14 protein-coding genes are annotated in these 24,061 nt (G+C 36.5%); 5 read left to right on the top strand and 9 right to left on the bottom strand.

Going from position 1 to position 24,061, the window contains the following annotated elements:
• Positions 1 to 35 precede the first annotated feature (35 nt).
• Positions 36 to 218: a helix-turn-helix domain-containing protein gene (locus AASI_RS04625; protein ID WP_052290808.1), complete on the top strand. Its 183-nt coding sequence runs from the start codon at positions 36 to 38 to the stop codon at positions 216 to 218.
• Between the two features lie 226 nt (positions 219 to 444).
• Here AASI_RS04625 and AASI_RS04620 read toward each other — a convergent pair whose 3' ends face one another.
• From AASI_RS04620 to AASI_RS08635, 4 genes are all read right to left on the bottom strand, one after another.
• Complete coding sequence (locus tag AASI_RS04620) at positions 445 to 2,133, bottom strand: ATP-binding cassette domain-containing protein (protein WP_012473032.1); 1,689 nt, start codon at positions 2,131 to 2,133, stop codon at positions 445 to 447.
• On the bottom strand, positions 2,111 to 3,922 hold the full coding sequence (locus AASI_RS04615) for an asparagine synthase-related protein (RefSeq protein WP_012473031.1): 1,812 nt from the start codon (positions 3,920 to 3,922) through the stop codon (positions 2,111 to 2,113). Before AASI_RS04615 ends, AASI_RS04620 begins: the two co-directional genes overlap by 23 nt.
• On the bottom strand, positions 3,919 to 4,677 hold the full coding sequence (locus AASI_RS04610) for a lasso peptide biosynthesis B2 protein (protein ID WP_012473030.1): 759 nt from the start codon (positions 4,675 to 4,677) through the stop codon (positions 3,919 to 3,921). Before AASI_RS04610 ends, AASI_RS04615 begins: the two co-directional genes overlap by 4 nt.
• Before the next feature lie 618 nt (positions 4,678 to 5,295).
• The gene (locus tag AASI_RS08635; protein ID WP_012473028.1) at positions 5,296 to 5,928 is read right to left on the bottom strand and encodes a hypothetical protein; all 633 of its coding nucleotides are present in this window, start codon (positions 5,926 to 5,928) and stop codon (positions 5,296 to 5,298) included.
• Between AASI_RS08635 and AASI_RS04595 the strand changes: the two genes are divergently transcribed.
• Both AASI_RS04595 and AASI_RS04590 read left to right on the top strand, forming a co-directional pair.
• Entirely contained in the window at positions 5,900 to 6,607 is a 708-nt protein-coding gene (locus AASI_RS04595) for an IS6 family transposase (RefSeq protein ID WP_012473027.1), read from the top strand. The genes AASI_RS08635 and AASI_RS04595 overlap by 29 nt on opposite strands.
• Before the next feature lie 12 nt (positions 6,608 to 6,619).
• A complete protein-coding gene (locus tag AASI_RS04590) occupies positions 6,620 to 7,018 on the top strand; it encodes a type II toxin-antitoxin system VapC family toxin (protein WP_012473026.1) in 399 nt (132 codons plus the stop codon).
• A gap of 24 nt (positions 7,019 to 7,042) precedes the next feature.
• Here AASI_RS04590 and AASI_RS09100 read toward each other — a convergent pair whose 3' ends face one another.
• Complete coding sequence (locus AASI_RS09100) at positions 7,043 to 11,524, bottom strand: SEL1-like repeat protein (protein WP_012473025.1); 4,482 nt, start codon at positions 11,522 to 11,524, stop codon at positions 7,043 to 7,045.
• A 439-nt stretch (positions 11,525 to 11,963) separates the two neighbouring features.
• Here AASI_RS09100 and AASI_RS04580 point away from each other — a divergent pair, with 439 nt between their 5' ends.
• Entirely contained in the window at positions 11,964 to 12,890 is a 927-nt protein-coding gene (locus AASI_RS04580) for an Rpn family recombination-promoting nuclease/putative transposase (protein WP_012473024.1), read from the top strand.
• Between the two features lie 72 nt (positions 12,891 to 12,962).
• Positions 12,963 to 13,355: a helix-turn-helix domain-containing protein gene (locus AASI_RS07670; protein ID WP_012473023.1), complete on the top strand. Its 393-nt coding sequence runs from the start codon at positions 12,963 to 12,965 to the stop codon at positions 13,353 to 13,355.
• Between the two features lie 168 nt (positions 13,356 to 13,523).
• On the opposite strand, the gene AASI_RS07665 is transcribed toward AASI_RS07670, so the two are convergent.
• The 4 genes from AASI_RS07665 to AASI_RS08160 all read right to left on the bottom strand — a co-directional run bounded on the left by AASI_RS07665 (position 13,524) and on the right by AASI_RS08160 (position 23,969).
• Positions 13,524 to 19,157 carry a tetratricopeptide repeat protein gene (locus AASI_RS07665; protein ID WP_012473022.1) on the bottom strand — a complete coding sequence of 1,878 codons (5,634 nt, stop codon included), beginning with the start codon at positions 19,155 to 19,157 and terminating at the stop codon, positions 13,524 to 13,526.
• 134 nt (positions 19,158 to 19,291) lie between these two features.
• A complete protein-coding gene (locus AASI_RS09095; protein WP_012473021.1) occupies positions 19,292 to 21,217 on the bottom strand; it encodes an HD domain-containing protein in 1,926 nt (641 codons plus the stop codon).
• Entirely contained in the window at positions 21,168 to 22,625 is a 1,458-nt protein-coding gene (locus AASI_RS09090) for a sodium:solute symporter family protein (RefSeq protein ID WP_012473020.1), read from the bottom strand. The genes AASI_RS09095 and AASI_RS09090 overlap by 50 nt, the downstream gene beginning before the upstream one ends.
• A gap of 517 nt (positions 22,626 to 23,142) precedes the next feature.
• A protein-coding gene (locus tag AASI_RS08160) for an IS5-like element ISCaa3 family transposase (protein ID WP_148204948.1) occupies positions 23,143 to 23,969 on the bottom strand; the annotation gives its coding sequence in 2 pieces (ribosomal slippage) (positions 23,143 to 23,582 and positions 23,582 to 23,969; 828 coding nt in all).
• Positions 23,970 to 24,061 lie beyond the last annotated feature (92 nt).

The following is a 24,061-nucleotide window of genomic DNA, read 5'->3' as shown; positions in this document are numbered from 1 at the left end:
CTATTTTAGAGTGCCGACTTATATAGGAAAGAACTATGGCGGGCCTTGCAACTGCTAGAGCTAGAGGGAAACAAGGAGGACGTGAAAAAATGGGAAATAACCATCCAAAAGTATCAATGGCTAAGAAAATGCACTTAGACCATGCTATGAGAATTCAGGATATCTGTAAAACCTTACAAATATCTAGGGCTAGCTTTTATAGGTATATTATGCTTTGAATAAATACAACAAGAAAGGAAATTTAGTTAACCATTAGAATTAGCGAATACTCGGTATTAGATTTATGTAGTGCAGCAAGGAGTAAGATCTCCGGTTGTGCTTTCTTTGTCTAGCAAGGTCAATGTAAAGGTTGATCTTGCTATTTTATTTTGATGCAAGAACATTCTTAAAAAAACGGCCGTTTTGTCTTAACCAAGCAGTGCGGAGGCATTTACAAAAATTTTTTTAGTCTAAAGCTATTCCAGCGTAAGATAGACTTATGACTTGATCAACCTTCATATTTAAGATAGGGCGATGTGTAATAATTATTTTAGTCATATTAGGAATATATTTTTCAATATTAGTCTGGATAATAGATTCTGTATCTTTATCTAAAGCAGAAGTATATTCATCTAGGATACAAATTTTAGGTTTCTTAATAAAAAGACGAGCAAGAGAAAGCCGTTGTTTTTCTCCCCCAGATAATTTTAAGCCTCGATCACCTACAACTGTGTCAAGGCCTTGCGGTAAGCTTTTGACATGATTAAGAAGGCAGGCCTGCTCTAATGCTTCTTCAATTTCATTGAAGGTAGCTTCTGGGTGCACAAAAAGGAGGTTATTCTTAATAGTATCATTCAATAAGTAAGTTTCCTGGGGGACCCAACTTATCGTCTCACGTAACCACTTTAAGGAAAGAAGCTTAATATTTATCTGGTTAATATATATTTGACCTTCTGTTGGATCAAATAATCTCAGCATTAATTTTGCTATAGTAGATTTTCCTATTCCTGACCGCCCTACGATTAGAACAGTTGTACCTGACTCTATTTTAAATGAAATATCTTCTAAGACATTTCTATTCTCATATTTAAAATATACATTCTCAAAATGAATTTGAAAGCAAGAATCCAATAAAATAGCAGGCTGAGGAGCTTCAGTAATTTCGCTCTTTGTTAATAGCAAATCTAATACCCCTCTCATATCAATAAGAGCTTTTTTGATATTCTGTGTCACCCTACCTAAAATGCCAATAGGTACAAGGAATTGTAAGATGTACCCATTGAATAAAATAAAATCCCCAGCAGTCAATGAACCTTTTAAAATACCTTGTCCAATGAGGTAGGTAAAAGAAGTTAGTCCGAGACCTAGAATTAAAGTTTGTCCTAGATGATAAAGCGTATACTTTGACATAAATTCTACCTCAGCAACTTCTCGTTTTTTTAGCTCTGTCCCACAAGTATGAATGGCTAACTCTTTGTTTCCAAAAACATTAATGGCTTCATGGTTTAAAAGCCAATCTGTAATAATGCCACTAGCATTCTTATTAGTTTCATTGGCTCTTTCACGAGCTTTTGATATTCTTTTCGTGAAGAAACTGTTGTATATAAAGATTGCCATCAAGATAACCGACATTAAAAAACTATATGTAAGTGGGTAAAGTGTGGCAATTACTACAAGAGTACATGTAAATTGAAGAATTGTTGGAAGAACATGCAGGAATAACCCGAGAATAATACTAGGTACATCTTGTTGGGCTCTCTGAATAATACTGGTTATTACTCCTGTTTTTTGATTCAGAAAATAGTTGTGAGATAGCCCATACAAGTGAGATAACACTTTTACCCCTAAAGTAAAAGTAATGCGTTGCTCTACCTTGTAAGTTACTAAAGTTCGCAGTTGAATAGAAGCTTGGCTAAACACCCACATCGTACTATAACTCAATAAGATTAACGTAATAAATGAAGGGCTGCTTGATGAGAAGGATTCTACGACTTTTTTAAAAACAATAGGAATAGATAAACTTAAAAGAACCTCAAGACATAAGCCTAGAATAGCAATAGTAAAACTAAAACAAATTTTTTTATCCTTAAAGGTAGAAATAAGAATCTCCGAAATGTAATTCTTGTATAGTTTATAATTTTCTATTTTGCTCAAAGTTTATTTCCTCCCAATGTCTAAGAAACATTTCAATAGAGAATATGTTCATAAAATACCACATGTGCTTAGTATCCCCATTACTAATTAGTACAATTGTCTTATAGAGCTCATCTTTATTAATAAGGCCTTGTTTAGCAAATTTTCCATCTAGGCAGATATCCAGAATAGACTCTAAATTTTTTTTAATACCTTTCTGGAATAAGCCAGTTGTTTGGCCTTTATCTCGCCTCCATACCGTCTCTGTTTGAAAGTGATCACTGACGGCTTTTCGTAGAGGGTAGCGGTCATATCCATTATCAAACAGCGTATAAGTTGGTAAGGAAAGAGCAAATTCAACTACAGGCTCATAAAGGAATGGGTAAAACAATGGATTAATAGGATTCATCTCTATATGAATAGAAGCAATTCCCTCATAAACAGCATCGAGCTGTTTGTACTTCCCAGGCAGTATTTTGGAGGGTAGCTCTTCATAAATAGGGTGCATAAAGACAGGATAGGATTGTTGACGTGATTCTTGCTTGACCCAAGCAGGCGGCAATTCTCTACTATTTTTAGGATGCCTTTTTGGTAAACGGCCTGAAAAGTAGTAAGAACTTAAACTTTTTGCATTCTCTTTAAGAATAGAGAAAAGTGTCTCTCTATAGAAATGAGTAATATTTTTTAGCGGCTTTCTCGATCCTTTTAGACCTTTTTCAAGAATATAATCTGATAAAGCTTTTGCAGGGAAAGAGCGCATAAATATGTGATCACTACCATGTCCACTAAGTATAATAGAAGAATTATTTGTAGGAATTTGATCAAACATAACTTCTAATTCTCTCAGACATAATAACCCATGAAATGGTTTATTAAGGTTTATGAGTTGTTTTTTATGAGGTGGATCAAAGGGAAGAGAATCGGACATATCAACTTCTGTAAGGTTAATACCTGTTTCTTGACAAACTTTACGGGCATATGGGAGCTCATTAGAGGATTTAATAGATGCATGAAAAACATTTACAGCGCTTAAAACTTGATCTTCTTTTTTTACCTCCTTAAGACAATAGGCTAGGGAAGAAGAATCGAGACCACCCGAAAGACTAACGCATATATGCTTATAGGGCTCAACCCATGGCCTTAAAGTTGTTTTTAGGATATTTACAGCATCTTTATCTTGAGGGGCTGATTTTTTATAAGAATATAGAGGATCCCAGTATGGTTCCGTTTTATGTTCTTTTTGGTTGGCTTTTAGACAACAACCTGGAGGAATCTCATAAATATCTTGAAAGGGGGTTTGAATGGCACTGCTATTTCCATAGAGAAGGTAAGAATTTAGGTAAGTCCAGTTATACTCCGTTTTTCGAGAAAGAATTTTAAAAATAAGTTCTATATCGGAAGAAAATAGAATATTGCCATCAGGAAAAAAATAATAGAAAAGTGGTAATTGACCAGTAGGATCTATACAAATTTTGAATTGAGATGCTTGTTCATCAATATAGATGTAAACATACTTGCCCCATAACCTTTCTAAAATCCGCTCCTTATTTATGAGGGACAAGTTTTTAAAATCTTCTTTCTTAAAGGAACAGTAATGTGTTTTATCAAAAATACGTCCCATCAAAACAGAGGTACTACTCTCCCAAACATCGTCCATATCATTAAGATATGATAACTTACCGTAGCAAAGCGTAAGAGATTTTTTTCGTATAATTGAGGGAGTTTTATGGGTATACGATTCAAGACTAGTACTCAATTCGTGACCTTTATCAGGTACATTATTAAAGTGAATAATACCTGCGTAAATCATATCTTTAACTTTCTAAATGGTTCATTCACAATAATGGCTAGTCCTTCCCTTAAGTCTTGCGAATCCATGACAACCTTTTCATCACACTCTACCCATGCATGCGCAAAGAAAGGATAATTTTGCACTCCTATTTCAAGGTTACATTTCCATCCCCGATGTAAAGCCAACAAAACAAATGTCATGGCCCATTCTAAGCATTTTGTACGTGTTGGATAAATAAAACAAGCCTTATTTATTATATTAGCAAGGTTTGTAAGTTCCTCTTCTTTCGGGATTATATAATTTGAGTCAAGTTTTCTAGATTTTTTAATTAGTTGGATTGCTGAGTAAAAACCTCCAATTTTTACATAAAGGTTAATTTTAATGAGCGCTATAAGAGCTTTCAATACTTGATTGTTCAGTGGGGATTCTTTCTGGTCTAAAGGCAAACTCCAATCCACATTTGAAACCCCATTAGATTTAATCTTTAAATCAATATAGTAAGGATAAATAGTATCTTTTTTTTGCAGGAGGCCATTATCAACGAGCTTTTGCAGATTGCCAATATCTTGAGGTAAGTCTCGGAAATCAGGAGACAAAACGAGGTCTTTCCCAACTTGTAAATGGCTGTCTTCAACAATGCTCAGTAACAATTCTTTAAATTTCTGAGAGCAAATAATGTATTTATCTTGCTTTGCATCCAATAGAATGAGCTCCTCTTGAAATTGTGCAATGTAAATATGTTCGTTAAGATGATAATACGTTTTTCTCTGCACCTATAGATAATTGTGTGTGTTTAAAAATTATAAAAAGTTTTAGAGGGAGATACTAACTTTAAACAAAGCTTTCTTGACCCTCTAAAACTATTACCAATGAATAATACACCGCTACTACCAAGTACTAGACATCCAATTCGGAGGCGTTGTATTTTCTGTGATACAATTGTCATCCCCACGCGTTAGACTACTTGCTTTTCCACTAGTTAATACTTTCCCATAGTTATCATATTCCAGTTCAGTGGAATTATTAAGGTGAAGACCTAAAAGTCTTTCAAATTTATTTTTATACATATATTCTCCTTTTCGTTTTATTGTTAAACATGTTTAGCATAGTAATGCTGATAAAATTTGCTGTTCTTTATGTTAAAGTATCCAATAATATTAATAATATATTATTGTGTAGAAAATATAAAGCTAGTAAGTCACAATATCAAGTGAACTACAATTTTTACATAAATAAAAGCTCATCACTTATTGCTGATTGTCCTTGTTGCGGCATACTATAACTAGTCTTGTGGGTATTTTAAAATATTTTGCCAATAGTCAGCCCCTTTTTATTTTATCAATCGCATTCAAATTATCCATCCATTTTTTACTGTAGCTCTCAAAGAATGATTATGGATGGCCATCACAACCACCGCCTATACACTCGCCACACTTAGAACAACAAGGAACGTAAAAATCCTTCTCTTTATAATTCATTAATTCATATCTCTCTTTATCTTCCTCAATTTCTTTTTTTCTTTCAACCTTATACTGTTTCTTAAAATCCCTAAGATCCTCGTTTACATCAATGCGCACATCCATAACCTTGCCATCATCTTCATATTGAAAGTTTTTCTTTGTTGTCATCCCTAATTTACTTAGTTCTACAAAATAATTTGCCTTTCTAGCTAATTGTGCGTTATAAACTTCCACAGCTTTTTCATACTTTCTTACTAGTGTCGGATAAATATTTTTATATGTGTATGTACTCTTAACAACTACTCCTAATTCACTATCTCTCCAAACTTTTGGTTTATTAGGTCGGTGTGGTTTTCTTGGTCTGCATGAAAAAGTTTTATGATTTCTTCCACATACATAACAGCTATAGCATTCACTTGTGCGATGTCCTACCCTTAAGCAGTTCTTACAGAGTAAACAATCCTTTTTTAGGCTCTGTTGCAAAAAGGGAACAATTGGATTAAATTGGAATAATTCGAAGAAGAACTCCAGACCTATGAATATCTTTAAGAGACGCCATTTCAAATACGATATAATTATATGGGCAGTAAGATGGTACTGCAAGTACGGAGTAAGCTATCGTGATCTGGAAGAAATGCTCTTGGAAAGAGGGGTAGAAGTAGATCATTCGACAATTTATAGGTGGGTTCAGTTTTACGCTCCCAAGATATTAGATAAACTCAAATGGTACTGGAAACCTACTCTTGGCTATAGCTGGCATGTAGATGAGACGTATGTTAAAGTGAAGGGTAAATGGGTATATCTCTATCGGGCTATAGATAAAGCAGGTAATACCATAGATTTCTATTTATCGACTACTAGAAATGCTAATGCGGCCAAGAGATTTTTAACTAAAGCACTGAATTCTATCCCTAGTTATGCTAGACCTAAAACTATTAATACCGATAAGAATCCTGCTTACGGTAAAGCTATCAATCAATTAAAGCTAGCAGGTAAATGCCTACCAGATTTAGAACACCGACAAGTTAAGTATCTTAATAATCTAATAGAATCAGACCATGGCAAGCTTAAAAGATTGATTAACCCAACCTTAGGCTTCAAATCGATGAAAACTGCTTTTGCTACCATAAAAGGCTTTGAGATAATGCGCATGTTTAAAAAGGGACGCTTCAATTTATGGAAATATGGCCAGGGTATCTTTGGAGAAATTAATATCATTACCCATAATTTATTAGCTATTTAAGCTATCCAATAATTGGTTCTCCACCTCACAAACTTACTTCCCTTTTCTATTTGCAACAGGGCCGTTAATCTCATTGAAACAGCAAGAAAAAAAGGATGTTTATACATCTCTGCTATTTCTATTTGGGAAGTAGCGATGCTAGTTTCTAAAGATAAAATTGCTTTCTCTATTGGCCTTGATCAGTGGACTTATCAATTATTATCAACCCCTGGGTTAAAAGTAATTGATTTAACCCCCTCTATCCTTGTACAAAGCTGTGATTTACCGAGTTATCCTCATAAAGACCCGGCTGATCGGTTAATCATAGCCTCGAGCCGAGCTATCAACTCCTATTTAATGACTGCTGACCAAAAGATCCTTGATTATGCCAAGGAAGGATATTTAAAAGTAATCCCATGTATGCTCCGTTGAAACAATTGTTAAGTAAAAAGTATATTAAAACCCTACCAAACCACTAATAGCAGAACCTCCTTGGCCTGCATAACCCATAAAGGCTCCTCCGTTCTTTTTCGCTTGCTTAGCAAAAAAGTGTGCAGCTCGCATAAAGCGTCCTTCATCCGAGATAACCTGCTCTCCTTGTACAAGCAAGCTCCATCCATCTAAATAGCGTCCATCTTCTGTCTCTAGCCTAGCTGTCTGTGTGAACGCTTTTAGCCAAGAAGGTTGGTGCTGAGTACCACCAAGTAAAAGATTCATAGCATTTATTGTCTGGCCATCATTTCTTTCCCACATCTTAAGTGCATAGTCAATCATCTGGGTTGTAGCTACTTTAGCAAGCTTATCCATACTCTCAGGAGTTAAGTCAATAATTACATCTTTTAAGCGAAACAAAAGGGCGTCCGCCACTTCTTGCGTAAGGGCAACCATACCTTCTAAGCCTTTATGTCCATACAAACTTCCTATCTTTGCCGCCTTAATCCGCATTTGTTTGTCTGCATATAGCTGCGCGCTGATTTCTGCTGTCTTTCCTATCACGTTCCCAAGCAGGCCACCTAATGGCAAGAAAGCATCAGCCAGTACTGAACCAATGGCAGTACTTCCTTGTAAAATGTTCTCATAAGCTTCAGGATGACGAGCGACAGTTCCTAAGGCAAGGGCTTCATAGGTAATCAAGTAATTACCTAAATGGAGCTTTGTAAAGTCATGAAAGACACTGCGCTTCCAATCGTAAAAGTCTTCAATAGCACTTTGGGCTGGGCTTGCTAAACGTTTAAGAGCTACCTCATGCAAATCATGTTCTTCAGCCAGCTGAGCAGCTATTTGTGCTTGCTGTTTTCTAAGTTCGCCACGCAGGTGAGGAGTAAGATTTGTCTTTAATTTGCTAGAAACGATGTCTTGCTCTCGGTCAAGTTCTTCCTCTCTCTTTTGATGAGAAACGGTTACATCTGCCGAACGCTCTGCATGATTTCTTTCTAGCCGGCCAGCATCGAGCTTCAAAACTTCTGATCCATAGGCTGCATTGACATCTTGCTGTAACTTTTTTAGAGAATTGATATCCGGTCCTAAAACTGCATCTTTACTCACCTGCACTGTTTTAGCAAAAGCTTTAGAGAACTGCTGCTTAGCTTTTGAAAAGCGAGAAAGGTTCGTAACATTCTGACAGTACTTGGCATTGTAATCCACGACAATCTTGTCTGCCTGGGTAAGCGCTTTTTGTTCAAGCGGCGATAACACTGCTGTAATGTCTTTTGTAGGTATTGCTGCCTGCCAAGCACCACTTGCTTGAGGAGCTTCTGTCTTAAAATGTTCCTTTAATGGGGTAAGAACTTCTTCTAGCTTGCTATTAATTGTTTCAGGCAATGCTTCAGGCTGTTTACCTTGCTTCACTTCTTGTTGATTATATTGGCCATGGTTCTTTAGCCATTCTTGAGCAGCTGGAAGTCGTTGATCAGCAGCTTTCTGATACCATTTGGTAGCTTCTTGTAAATCTTTAGTAACGCCCTGCCCATGCTCATACATGGAAGCCAACCTAAACTGGGCAACTATATGCTCTTGTTTAGCAGCTTTTTGGTACCATAACACTGCCTCTTGATCATTCTGTCCTACACCTTGTCCATATTGGTACATCCAGCCTAGCAGATTCTGTGGACCTATATCTCCTTTTTCTGCCCAATTCTTGATCGTGGAAACTGCTTCTTGAAATAGCTTATTTGCTTTTACTATATCCTTCATAATTCCTTTCCCCTCGTAATACATCCGGCCTAAATTAGCTTTACCAGACATATTTTCTTGCTCAGCTCCTTTTTGGTACCATTTTACGGCTCCTTCATAACTTTGAGCCACTCCCAAGCCATTCTCATACATAAATCCTAGACCACATTGTGCAGCAGCATTTCCCTTTTCAGCAGCTTTTTGGTACCATTTAATGGCCTCTTGGTAATTCTGAGATACCCCCTTTCCATTATCATACATGTCTCCCAAATTATATTGTGCATATGCATATCCTTGGTCAGCAGCTTTTTGATACCACTCTATAGCTTTTCTATAATTTTTTTCTACTCCTTGTCCATTTTCATACATAAATCCAAGCCAATTTTGTGCATACATATTTCCTTGTTCAGCAGCTTTTTGGTACCATTTAATGGCCTCTTGGTAATTCTGAGATAATCCATAGCCATTTTGATACGTGAAACCCAAGTTATTTTGAGCATCTGCATGTCCTTGTTCAGCAGCTTTTTGGTACCATTTAATGGCCTCTTGGTAATTCTGAGATAATCCATAACCATTTTGATACATGAAACCCAAGCTATTTTGTGCAGCTGCCAATCCTTGATCAGCAGCTTTTTGAAACCATTTAATGGCCTCTTGGTAATTCTGAGATAATCCATAGCCATTTTGATACATGAAACCCAAGTTATTTTGTGCATCTGCCAATCCTTGATCAGCTGCTTTTTGAAACCATTTAATGGCCTCTTGGTAATTCTGAGGTCCACCTTGTCCATGCTGATACATAAATCCAAGCCAATTTTGTGCATGCATATTTCCTTGGTCAGCAGCTTTTGCAAAGCACTCTTTAGCTTTAACATAATCTTGTTGTACACCTTGCCCATTGTAATAAGCAACTCCTAAATTGACCTGCTCACTTGCATCAATTTGTTCACCAGATTTTTTGTATCCCTTAAGGTTACTATCCTTACCTTTAACCCAACCCTTATCATTAACAGCTAATTCTTTAACCTTACGTTGAGCTATACTATTTCCTTGGCCAGCTGCTTTCTGATACCAGTGCAAAGCTTGATTTTCATCTTTTGCAATTCCCCTGCCTAGCTCATACATCATGCCAAGTTTATATTGTGCTTTTGCATATCCTTGATCAGCAGCCTTTTGATACCAATAAGTAGCTTGATGCTCATCCTTTCCTATACCACGACCTAGTTCATACATCCCTCCAAGGTTGCATTGTGCTTCTACATGTCCTTGCATAGCTGCTTTTTGGTACCACTCAACTGCTTTCTTTACATCTTTTGTAACCCCATTACCACTCTCATACATAACCCCCAAGGCTTGTTGAGCTTTTACATCTCCTTGTTGGGCTTTTCTTGTAAGCGTTGGAACATCCTCTTTTTCATTTGGAATAATATCCTCTCTCTTGTTCATGTTTGCTGGCCTAGGTGGGACTACAATAGGTAAAGGCTTATTTAGCAAAGGTTCAGCTGTGATAGGCTTGGAAGTGCTAACCGTGTTTCCCCTCGCTAAACGTTGAACTGAGCTCCCTGCTAAGTCAGAAAGTTCTAATTTGCTCATTGCTTGTAAAAGTCCACTTTTTTCTCTAACACTAGCATTGGGCCTGTTTGGTGTACCTGAAACAACTCCTTTCTCGCTGGTTGTACTATTGCCTCTTTCCTTGACACCTGCTACTCTAGCCGGAGGTAAAGTAGGTAAAGGTTTAAATGGTGTAGGTTTAGGTGAACTAAGTGTTGGTGTTCTCAACTGCTGAGCTAGGCTGTTTACTGAGCTAAAAGTAATTTGTGTATGTGGGAAGCTTTCTTTAAGCGTAGATACCAGTTTAGCACTTACCTGATTGTTACTTATATTCAGAAATTTTAGCTTTTCAGGATAAGGGATTGACTGTATGGTATCTTGTATCGTAGCATCATTTAGTTTACAGCCACTTATGTCAAGATCTGACATATCCTCATAAAACTGTACAGCCCTTGCAATTACCTCGGCTATCTCTGCTTCTTTTTCTTGAGCACCAACATTAAACTTAAACACCTTAATACTCGTAAAACTCAACAGTAAATTAGCCAATTCACTAAAATCACCAGAAGCCTCCCAGCCTTTTACTACCACTCCTCGGTCATAACTTTGGAAAGAAAGCGCATGTCTTTGAGCAAATTCTAATAGCAGTTTATAGTTGGCAGGAGTAATCTCTAGGTTGCCTCTGTTAAAGCACCGACGTAGCTCAGTAAAGTCGACCAGGCGTCGTATAAATTGTGCTTGCCCCTCACTTCCACCATCTACTTGCATCCCTCCCGCTAGCCCTGCTCCTTTGTAAATCACTACTCTTGCTGGCTGTTCTTCTTTGGCTAGTTGGAGGTGGATACGACGCTGCTGTGCTTTTTTATCTAAGCATGGCAATTTAGCGAGTTCTGCTCCTTGTTCAGCCGTTACTTCTAAACCTTCATATGTTTTACTAAATCCTTGCGGTGCATTCATCTCGACATCCGCTACTAGCGCGCCTGCTTCTTCTCGAAAGGTAACAGCATGGCCTCCCTGGGCGATCAACGTTTGATCTGCTAGAGGACCTGTATGGCTGAAGGAAATAGATTCCTGTTTTTGTAGTAATGGTGTTTTCCCTTCTTGAATGGGAATAAGCGGATTGTTATCAAACCCTCCACCACAGCTTTGTAATAGAAAGCTAACAAGTAAAACAAAGGCTATATATTGCTGGAACAGCGAGTAAGTTCTTTTCATAGGTTTAAAGATTAATGAGGAACTTATAATAAGATATACTTGCTTTCTTTACAAATTTAAATACTATTAATGGGTAAAATCCTATATACTGAATGCTCAAAGTATAGGTCATTAATGGAGAATAGTATCTTATAAATAAAAGGTTCTTTAAGAAAACCACTCAAGTACAATTTTATTTAAAAGATCGCTAAATACTATATTTGTACATACAATTCTAATATAAGATTTCAATTGTATTGTTTATCATAGGGCACGAAGCAGTACATAAATAGTGTACTTTCTTTTACTATATTTAGTGGTTATACGTATCGGTGATCTGTGCAAAAAATTCAATATATTCAGATGTTTTACCAGTATGTCGGTCCTGATGGCGAACTCAGAGAGTATGGATTAAAAGTGCTTAAAAACATAACAGAGAATAATAAAAAATGAAACACTGATGCCTAAAAAAGAAAAAAACGATCTTTCAAATCCTCATGATTTGCTGGTTAAAGCAACGCTCTCTCATCCCGAGGCTATACAAGAATTTGCTAAAGCTTATTTCCCTGCTGATATTCTAAAAAGAGTTGACTTGCCTTCTTTAAAGCTTACTAATAAGAGTTATGTCACCGAAGAGCTACGTGAGTTTCACAATGATTTGGTTTTTTCTTTTACCATAGATAAGCAGCCAGGATACGCTTTTTTTGTTCTGGAGCACCAATCGACCCCTGACCCTCTAATGGCCTTACGCTTTGTTAAATATAATATAGCTTTAATAGAAGAGTATATAAAAGAAAAAGGTGAGAAAACTCCCTGGCCTATTATTGTCAATATCTGTCTGTATCACAACGCCAATGAAAAACCTTATCCTTATTCTACCTCTGTTTATGATCTGTTTAAAGATCCTTTAACAGCTAAAGCTTTAGAGATGTTTACTAAGTTCTATTTAGCAGATTTAAACAGTACTCCTAATGAAGTTTTAGAGCAGCACGGTAGTATTGGCTTGATGGAAAAGCTGTTAAAATATAGCCGCCATAGGGATATTTTTAATGTGATTGAGAAAGAACTGAAACGAAGTAAAGGCTATTTAATTGTGCGAGGGGATTACTGGAAAACCATCTTGATCTACTCGAGCTATGTAATTGGTCAAGAAGAGAAATCTGAAAAAGATTTGGTATCTTTGTTTAAAGAAGTATTATCTAAAAACGAGGAGGAAATTATGATAACCATTGCACAAACTATAGAAGAAAGAGGTGAAATGAGAGGCAAAAGAAGAGAAAAAATAGCTATAGCTAAAAATATGCTTAAGAAAGGTTGTGAAATAAGCTTTATTGAGGAAATAACAGGACTTAGCCGGAAAGATATTGAAAAGCTTAAGCAAGAATAAAGACAATTCTGATTTATAAATTAACAAGAAATCTTTTGCGTTAATTTTACTTCCACCACCACATTCTTTCCCATGATTCATAGAGGACAAATAGTCGAAAAGGTCGTTAGAAGAAGTGGTTTTTCACTTACCAAACTAGCTGCCAAGTTAGAGATCAGCCGTAATACGCTTTACAATAAATTCAATAACGCCAATTTAAGTTACCGTCTCATTCAGGAAATTGGTCAGGCAATCCATTATGACTTTTCTCTTGATTTTCCTGAAATGCCAAAAGAAGAGTATGCAACAGGGATAAAAAATAATGGCTTAATAAGCATTGAAATTAAATATTCTAATTTGCTCGAAAAGCATATCAAGCTACTTGAGCTACTTGTAAAAGTCGCCAATGAGGCCGAAGTTCATTCCTTGAAACAAGAACTTAACAAGTTTATACGAGAAATTATGCAGGATAACCATAATATATAGTAGTTACTATTTTCCCTGCTGAAACTTCTAATAAAGTAAGATGCGCGGTGTTATTTATAAATTTATAATTCTAAAAACCGCTTACTGCTAATACGATTAATATACTGCATTTTACTTTTTTAATTGGGTTGATTAAGTATTAACCAACCCAATTGGGCTCCCACCTATTTATTCCTCCATTATTTCTGCTGCAAACTCTAAGATTTCCTCAGCTATTTCCCATATAGCATGTGCAAGCTCAGCTGCTTCTCCTGTATTATCAATAAGCTTACTTATTTTTTCTTTTGATTTTTTGACAACATTAGCAGCCATATGAGCGACCGCCACCATAACCATATCCCTAGATTCGACTAACTCTGTTTTTTCTTCTAGTTCTAACAATTTCAATCCGTTAACAATGCTTCCATCCTCTTTCTTTAGCACGACTGCAGATGCAATTTCTTCACCCCACGAAGGCTTATGCTGGCTACTCTTTATTAAAAAGTCTATAACGTTTAGTTCGCCATTTATAGTATGATCATTCCATATTTCAAGCTCAAGCACATAATCAATCATTCGGCTTATAGCAATTTTAGCTAGCGCATCTAAGCTATCAGGTGTTAAATCAACAATTACATCTTGAAGCCGATATAAAAGGCCATTAGCTACCTCTCGTGTAAGCGCTACCATACCCTCTAAGCCTTTATGCCCATATAAACTTCCTACCCTTGCGGCTTTAATCCGAATCTGTCTATTTTCATATATTTCTGCACCTTCTTCAGCTATTTTTCCCACTGCTTTCCCTATAAGGCCTCCTAACGGCAGAAATATATCTCCTACAACCGAACTTATTAGGGTCATACCTTTTAAGGTGTGCTCGTACGCCTCTTTATGGCGCTCCACAGTCCCTAAAGCTATAGCTTCATAGGTAATAAGAAGGTTGCCTAAATGAAGCTTGATAAATTCATGGAAGACACTACGTTTCCAAGCATAAAAATCTTCTAAGGCTGCTCTAGGATTTGTAAACAAGTCAATAGCAGCCTTGTATATCTCTTCTTCCTCTTCCAACTGCTTAGTTAAATCATCAAGCTTTTGCTTGAGCTCTACATTATGTTTAGATATTTGTAATTGTCGGCTTATATCTTCTTTTTTCTTCTCTAAGGCTTCTCTATGCTGCTCATATAAAGTGGTTATCTTTTTACGACTCTCTTCATAGTTTCGTTCCGAATGGATGCGGAGTAATTCTATTTCTTCTTTATATCCACCTTCAATTTTTTCCTGTAGCTCAGTTAAAGAATTTATTTTAGGACCCTTAATGGCCTTTGCTAAGTTATTAAAAGCCTTAGCGCCTTGAAGAACAGAATCATGAAAGGTAGAACGTTTGGTTTCAATGAATTCCTGGCAGTCCTTCTGGTAATTCAACACTATTTTATCAATTTCTTGAAGAGATTGTTGGTCTTCTATAGTTAACTTATCGATGTCTTTGGCTTCTACAGGCAAGGATGCCTTATAAGACCCATCTTCTTGAGAAGTAGCATTTTTTGAAGATTTCTGTAAGGTATCCCCAGAAGACCCATTTTCTAAACTTTTTAGTAAGGCATTAATACTATCCCCTAACTTCTTACTATCTGCTTTATGTGTATCTTCTATTTGGTTAGTAGCAACTTGATTTGCTGCCCTTAATTCTTCACTATATGGAATAAGTGTCTGAAAATGATTGCCTTCATGATATAAATAAACAATCTGTGTTGCATTTTCAGGAATAAATTGATGAGCAAGGCGTAAGCCTCCATTTTCAGGCTGATATATTTTTATACCTAAGTTGTTAATATAAACAATTGCATCAATTGATGTATATTGTAATTGATAGTTCGCGTGGTCAGGGGTTACAGCCATCATATGGTTAGGCTGTGCTATATAAGAAGAAACGAAGGCTTTGTATGCTTCTAATGTTCTTGCTTTAGTTTCTAATTCTAAGAACCTATCCTCTTCTTTTTTATCAATAGATAACCGTTGCAAAGGAGAAGGAATGTCATCGTCTGTTGCTGCAGGATTGTCTTTTCTGAAGTTATTATACGCTCCTCTCAATTGAGCAATCTCTTCTCCTGACTCAACAAAAGCTTTATAGCCAATTGCTTCTTGAACTGCATCAGGTAATTCTTTAAAATCTCTACCTTCCCCAATAGATTCATTACCAGCGGCGGCAACGCCAGCTATAATATCATTTGCAACCATATAGCGAACAACTGGGTCCCTATCATACTCTTGATACTCTTGTAATAACTTGTTAGCTTGCTCTTTACGATTTAAGCCAGTTGCATTAAAAAAGCAATCCATTCTGTGTTCAGAAACATTCTGACATTTGAATTTTCTCCCATCAATTGTGTAATCTTCTCGAAGAGCTCCCCGCGTATTAAGGGGTTCTTGGAAGATCGGCAAGCCATTACTTTCTGTAGTAGGCATAGTTAGTATTACTAGCTCGCTATAATCATAATTTTTTAAATAGTCTTCTTGCCTTTCTTCTTCATTTTCCGATTCACTTCTAGTTGTATCTAAATCAGATGTTGGCCCTCCCCCTTTTTCATCACCTTTTAATTTTTCTTTTCCTGTATCTTTTTTTCCCGTATTCCTCCTACCTTTTACTCTTAATAGAGGAGCAAAATGTAGCTCGTCTTGTATATTGATGAGAATAGGGATATCTCCTGCTTGGAGTAAAACCTTGCCTTCCTCTTCATCAATAGATGGTCTATACCCGCTTTGAGTGGTTAAATGATAACTGATAACTGGGTTACCTGTTCCTGGATCTTTGAGTACTTCTATACTTAAAATATCTTTTAAATTTAGCTTTTTGCATAGCATTTGTCCTTCTACCCAAGGCCTACCCCATATAGGAGCCCTACCATGAAAATACTGCTTACATTCTTCTGCTGTGTACTGAACCATATAATACTCATCCTCCCCTTTATCTATCCCTCCATAATCTGATTGATTCCAACTATCTACTAACACTTTATTTTCTTGGTAAAACTCATGGCAGAGCATACGCAAATACTTAGCTGTATTAACATCCGTGTGATTTATTCTATTTACACACTGCGCTAGTGCATCAAAAAAACAATCTCCATCATTATGAGCTTTACCTAACTCATATCCATCCGGTAAACAAGCAAATAATTTTTGCTTGATAGTCCCTTTATCTTTACTATCAGTCTTTAACCCAGCCCTAGAGATATTGGGGCGTCTAAACCTTTGTCTATTAATTTTATGAGCTGATTGAAATTCTTTCTGTGTATTAAGGGGTTCTTGGGGGATTGGCAAGCCATATTCTGTAGTAGGCCTAATCTGTATTCGTAGCTTGCTATAATCATTTTCTTGTAATAGACCCACATTTTTTATTAAATCTTTTAGCATTCTTTTTGCTCCTGTATGCCCTTGATCAGCAGCTTTTTGATACCATACTATAGCTTTTTCATAATCCTTCCCAACGTCCTTTATATATTGGTATATCCATCCTAAGTTATATTGTGCATTTACATGATTTTGTTTAGCAGCTTTTTTAAACCATGTTATAGCTTTTGTATAATCTTTTTGGTCATAGTATATCCAGCCAAGCTTATTTTGTGAAGGCGCATGTTCTTGCTGAGTAGCTTTCTTAAACCATGTTATAGCGTTCATATAATCTTGCTCTACGCCTAATCCATTTGCATATATTGTACCCAGTTCATATTGTGCTTCTACAAGACCTTGATTAGCTGCTTTTTCATACCATGCTGCAGCTTTTAAATAATCTCTGGCTACTCCTTCTCCCTTATAATCCATAATACCTAAATTATTCTGTACACTTGTCTGTCCTTGCTCAGAAGCTTTTGCATACCATACTATAGCCTTCATAACATCCTGTTGCCCCCCCAATTTATTGTCATATATAAAGCCTAGGTTATATTGTGCCTCTTTATGTCCTCGAGTGGCAGCCTTCTCATACCATTTTATAGCCTTCTTATAACTCTGATCTAATCCTTGCGCATGGTGATACATCCAGCCAATTCTATATTGTGCATCTACATGATTTTGTTTAGCAGCTTTTTTAAACCATGCTACTGCTTTCTCATAATCTACATCTATATTCTTCTTCGCATTATAATACTTAACGCCCAGTTTATATTGTGCTTCTACATCAACTTGTTCAGCTTCTTTTTTGTACTGGTAGCATACTTTTGGCTTTTTATCATCCCACTTTACTCCTTGCCCATGGTAATACATCCACCCTAAATTAAATTGTGCTGCTCTATGCCCTTGTTCGGCAGCTTTCTCAAGCCACCCTTTCGCCCTCGTATAATCTTGCTTTATGCCTAATCCATTTGCATATATTATACCCAGTTCATATTGTGCTTCTATATCTCCTTGCTCTGCAGCTTTTTCATACCTCTCTCTTTCCTTTCCATAGTCCTTTTCTACACCTTTCTCCTTTTCACACATTGAGATTACGTTATATTGAGCATTTATATTTTCTATTTGATCGGCGCTCTCCTTATGGAGGGGGTTAATATCTCTTGGGTTTGCAGGATTATCAAGTATCTGAAATCCTTGAATTGCTTGTAAAAAATCCTTTTCCGCCTGTTCATCCTTGATCTTTTCTTCTTCTATTAAATCTTTTAGCATTCTTTCTGCTCCTGCATGCTCTTTTTCAGCAGCTTTTTTATACCACTCTTTTGCCTTTGTATAATCTTGATTCATACCTAGTCCATGTTGATATAGGAAGCCTAGATTATATTGTGCATGGGCATGCCCTTGATCAGCAGCTTTCTTAAACCACTCTCTTGCCTTTTCATAATCTTGATTCATACCTAGTCCATGTTGATATAGGAAACCTAGATTATTTTGAGCTCTTGCATGCCTTTGTGCAGCAGCTTCCTCAAACCACTCTCTTGCCTTTTTATAATCTTGTGCTACACCTAGGCTATTTTGATATAAGGAACCTAGCTTATATTGAGCATCTGCAACCCCTTGTACCGCAGCTTTTTCAAACCACTCTCTTGCCTTTGCATAATCTTGTGCTACACCTAGTTTATCTTTATACATGCATCCTAGATTATATTGTGCTCCTGCATGCCTTTGTATTGCAGCTTTTTCAAACCACCCTCTTGCCTTTTGATAGTCCTGATCTACACCTAGGCTATTTTGATATATCCATCCTAAATTATATTGTGCTTCCGCATGCCCTTTGTTAGCAGCTTTTGTATACCATTTTATTGCCTTTTGATAGTTCTGATCTACACCTTTTCCGTTCTCATACATTGAGGCTACGTTATATTGAGCATCTATATATCCGTGGTCAGCATCTTTTTTACATTGTATAAACACTTCCTCGTCGCTCATCTTTGTTCTTCCTTGAGTATTACCTCCACCCATTAAACCAGCATTACCTACATACACATAACCCGGCCATTTGCTTTTAGGTAGATTAACATGGGTAAGTTTCTTGTATACAGGCTTGCCTAGGCTTGCTAATTGTACTAGGTTTATACCTGACTCTATATAAACAGGTAATTTGTGCGTTTTGCTAAAACCCTTTGGCAAATGCTCTTCGACTTCTGCTTGCAACTGACCATCTTTTTCATAAAAAGTAACTAGATGGCCTTCTGCTGCAGTAAATACTTGACCCAATAAAGGCTGGATGAGCGTTTGTGGAATTATCTCTTGTGTGGATCCTAAGTTAGCTTCCTCGATAGGAATAAGTGGGTTAGTTGAACTACCACAGCTTTGTAAAAACAAACTTAAAAGTAGCGTGTAGGCCATTAATTGCTGGCCTAAGTTATATTTCATGGTATTTTAAGTTAGCAAGGAAGCATGATAGCATTTAAACAATATAGATCCAAGAAAAATAACATCAATATGATACTTTCGCTCTTTATCATATATCATACCATGCTAGTCTCCCATCAATAAGTAAAAAGTATTTATTTCTTACCGAGTACCTCTAAACTAAGCTTTTCTAGCTCCTGTGATACAGTTGTAAGACCTAAGTTTTTAGCTAGCGGAACAAAGAAATTTAACGTTTCAGTTGCTATATGTTTTTGCTTGGCAAGTGAAGAATGACCACTGATAGTGCGCATGTTATGCAGCCTGTCTGCTAATTTGACAAAAGCTGCCCGCTCATCTTCATAGTTCATTAAACGATAGACATTCTCATGGTCTTCTAAACTGACTCTACGCAAGTTATCTTCTAGGTTAGTTACTTTGTTTACTATAAAAGCCACATCCTCGCCAAACATAGATTTAATTTGAACAAGTGAAAGACTCGTATCCTCTACCGTATCATGTAATAATGCTGCTATAACTGCGTCCTGATCTTGGCAGTATTCTAATAGAATCAAAGCCACATTAATAGGATGCGTAAAGAAAGGTTCGCCTGATTTACGCTTAACGCCTGCATGATATCTTTTAATAGTATCCAGCGCCTTATTAATAACCTTACCATCTATCTTTTTCCCTTTTATTTTATCCATTAACTCTTTTTCAAGCTCGATAGCCAATGGATGTCTTACTTCTTCTCTATCTGCCTCTACTGGCTCCCTTAATAATTCCATCACTTTGCCTCTTACTTCTCGCACGTTAATAGGGAGTACATATACCTGTGTATGCTCGCTGTCTAGGTTGGCATAGCCATAGTGCGCATGAATGATACGAGCATTTTCTATTAATTTACCTTTTCTACTGTGTTGACTTAACAAAGGCAGTTGGTCGATCATATAGAGATCCTTTTTAGTCGGTATGTCCTTTTCTATGGTAATGGTAAATTTTAAAGCTGCTAATTGCCTGGTATAATCTTTAATATAATCTACTCGATGACCTAGCTTGGCATCTTCTATTATCAACGTGATAGGTTGGTTCGAAAGGCTGTGCTTTTGGACATATAGGATAGCATTCACTAATAACTGCTTGAGTTTTGCTGTATCGCCATGAATGGATTCTTCTTTTGTCAGTTTTTTAGTTATCAATTGAGTCATGTTATCAAGCTCTTTGAGCTTCAGAATATCTTTAACTTCTAACAAAAGCTGATCTAAATTAATTGTAGTCACCTCTAGACGCATATAATCCGTCATTCGGTAGATGATCTGCTCTATATAAGCAGCCGTAGTATCATCAAACAATCTTTTCTCATCCTCACTTAGTTCTTTTATTATTTGTTCTCTATAGCCTAAAATCTCTGCTAGCTCGTTACTCTTTTCCTCATACAACCTAGCTAGATAAATGTTTTTACTTTCTAATTTCTTTTTATTCTCTTTAAACCTGAAAATCGCAATTAGAAAGCTACTTATTAAAAGAATACCATAAACAACCTTAAATTCTGCTGTACCATCTATATTACCACAGTACAAATGGCCACACTGCATATACATTGCCAAAATTCCTATTAAGACACCTGTAATAGATAAAAAGAGCATTAAAGGCCATGATAATAAGAATGCAGCCATAACTAGGTTAAGCAAAAAAATCATTACCTGTACTTCATGAAAACCACTCATGAGTACTAGAATGATACCTATGACGAATAGAACATAAAATATACCTGCTGGCCAAGCAAAGGTTATAAAACGTTTACCTTTAAAAGTGGGGGGCCAAGCCGGGTAGGTTAAGAATCCAGCTGTCACAAACAGGACAGAATGTGCAGCAAAGTCATACAGATCCCGGTGATTACTAATAATCTTTTCAGATACAGTATAAAAAGAAGCATAGGTAGCCCCAATTACATAAATGGCGAACATAGAATATACTACTTCATAAGCAGGTAAGTTTTTTTGTAGGTAATCGTATATATTAGCCTGTTTAAAGTTACCAATAAACCTTTTCCAAGCTTCTTGGCGGGCTTGCCTTGCTGCCAATAAGGGTTCTTTTTTTTTGAATACCTATCCAGCCACCTTGTTCTTGTAGAATATAATGGCTGCCTATTAAAAAGATTAAATTGGCTACCATACCTAACCCCAGACTATTAATCCCTGTCTTGCCCATGAATATTTCCCACCATAAAACTGTGATGAATCCAGCTGACATACCTATTAATACCGCTCTAGTAGTGCTACGAAATCCAAAAATGGCTAGTAATAACGGCACGCTGACAATCGGCATATAAAAGCTGCCGGAAAGCAATAAAATGGATAAAAGATCTTGCATTCTTAAGGCTAATAACAAAGCGAAAGCACCTAAAACCAACGCTAATACTCTAGTGATAAGCATTAAGTTCTTATTAAAAATTCCTAGAGGCTTTATAATATCATTAACAAATAATACTGCGGAAGAATTGAGATCAGAATCAGCCGTAGACATGGCCATAGATATAATTCCTATACCGATAAGTCCTTTTAGCCAGGTATAGGAATAGTTATCAATAATAAAGTTAAGTAAATTATTAGGGGATAGATTAGGGTTATTGGCTAGCAACAAAATCCCTATCCAAATGACAAACAGGAACATTAAAACTGATACCCCAGCCGCATAGGTATATGCTTTCCTTGCTTGTGTGAGGCCTTGAGCCATAACTATTCTTTGAAACACAGCCGGAACCATAGTAGGCGTTATGCCATATATTAGAAAAGTTAAAAAGTTTGCAGATTTTGTATTCCAACCTATTAATTCTTTAAAACTAAAAATAGGATTAGTAGCTAGGGTATAGATAGCTTTATGAGGCTCTTTGATACTATTCCAGATGACTAAGGCTAGAATGGGCACGAATATACCAAAGGCAAAGAACTGGAATATGTCTGTGGTAGTAACTGCCCTAATTCCACCAAAAGCTGAGTAGATAATAATAATAAGGGCTGCTGCTATAGTAACTCCAGGGCCTTCAAATCCAAATATCAAAGTCAATATTTTGGCAACTACTTTAAACTGAATGGCTAATCCTCCTATTCCCCATAATATGCCACTAAAAGCAGTAATGATTCGTGCTAATTTTCCATATAAATCTCCCATAGCCTCGGCTACAAACAGGTTATTTAAAAATTCCCCCATTCGATCAGTTACAAGTCCTGTTAGTAATAAGCCTAAGGATGTTCCTAATAAAGGAATAATGAACCCTAGCCCATTACTGTAAATATTAGCCAATCCATAAATCATTGTCCCACCTCCAATCCAAGTAGCTACAATTGTAGCAGTAAGCGCGCCAGTAGAGAAATCTCTATTACCAATAGAATAATCTCGTAAATTTTTTACACGACGGCCTGCAAGCAAGCCTACTATTAGATTAGCAAATAAGAAAATACTGAATAAAACAGTAGAGGTAGATAAAATCATGATTGGTAATTATAGTATAGCTTTCAGTTCTATATGTTTATGCTAAGTTTAAAGTTAGCATATGTAATGCAGGAAGTATTATAGTTAAATTTTATCATCTAATCCATCATTCATTCATATTTCTATTTGTTCGTACCTGTATAGATGATAACGACAAACATGCAGCACACTAGTACAAACAAGAAATAGCTGATTGTATCAATAACTGTATAAGCTGAAAGGAGGAGAAAGGACCTTATAATATAACCCATGATGAGTAAGTTTTAAGACCCGAGGTCCAAAGGTCTATAAAAAACAATAAGGGGGAGGGACCTCTGTACACCTAGCTGTCTTAGGTACAAGCACGCACCTGGCTAAACTAAATGGCAGAGAGACCCACCCCCTTTATGTTGTGGGGGGGTGTTCGCCTCTTCTCTCTTAGCCGTTAATTGTGCTTGTTTTAAGACAAAGAGAGTAGAATATCACCCAACTCAAATTTTACTAAAATTTTGTAAGAATACTAGAGTTCTTCCGAAACTTAACATAAAAGTTCATAGTTATAAATTCCAGCAATAAGATTAAAGCGTAGCCCAAATCTTTTTCTCCTATTTCTGTAACGCTCCGCTAAAATTTTAAACCGCTTGAGCATACCAATTATATGCTCGCTAAGCACCCTTTGGCTGGCTAATTGCTGATTACTCCTCTTATCGGCTTTGGTCAAAGGATGCTTTTTACTGCGTTTTTTAGGCATAAGCGATTTGTCATGTAGCCTCTTTAACCCTTGATAGCCTGTATCTACTATGGCTTGACTATGCTGGCTTATATGTACCTTAGATTCCTTAAACAAGCGAAAGTCATGCCGCTTTCCATTTGAAAAACTACTACATATTATGGCTCGCGTTTGCTTATCGACAACTAGTTGTGTCTTTAGTGTATGTCGTTTCTTTTTACCTGAGTAGTAATATCGCTGCTTTTTTTAGGCCGCTCAATGGGGCTCTCTGTAGCATCTATTAAGATTACTGCATATTCCATATCGCTTTTTAACAATGCTTTACGGCCTGGTAAAGTGAATTGACCACTTTTAATTAACGCCTCTTCAATAAAACGGATGGTATAATAGCAATTACTCTCACTTATTCCATAACTTTTTGAAATATGGAAGTATGTGCGGTATTCTCTTAAATATTCTAAAGTCATTAAAAGCATTTGTTCACAACTCAGTTTATTAGGCCGCCCTACTTTAGCTTTCTTTGTTTGAATGGCTTTCTGTATGATAGCTAACATTTTGGCAAAGGTCTCAGCCTTTACGCCTGTTAAGCGACGGAATTCTTCTGGCTTTAAGGTTTTTAGATGACTGTTTTCCATTAATCTTTCTGTTTTTTTATCCCTAATTTATACATTTATGCTTATTCCTTAGGTTTCAGAAGAACTCTACTATAGATTTTAAACCTTTTTGC

The organism is Candidatus Amoebophilus asiaticus 5a2, assembly GCF_000020565.1.
Taxonomy (GTDB): Bacteria; Bacteroidota; Bacteroidia; order Cytophagales; family Amoebophilaceae; genus Amoebophilus; species Amoebophilus asiaticus.
This window is presented reverse-complemented; position numbering and strand designations above follow the sequence as displayed.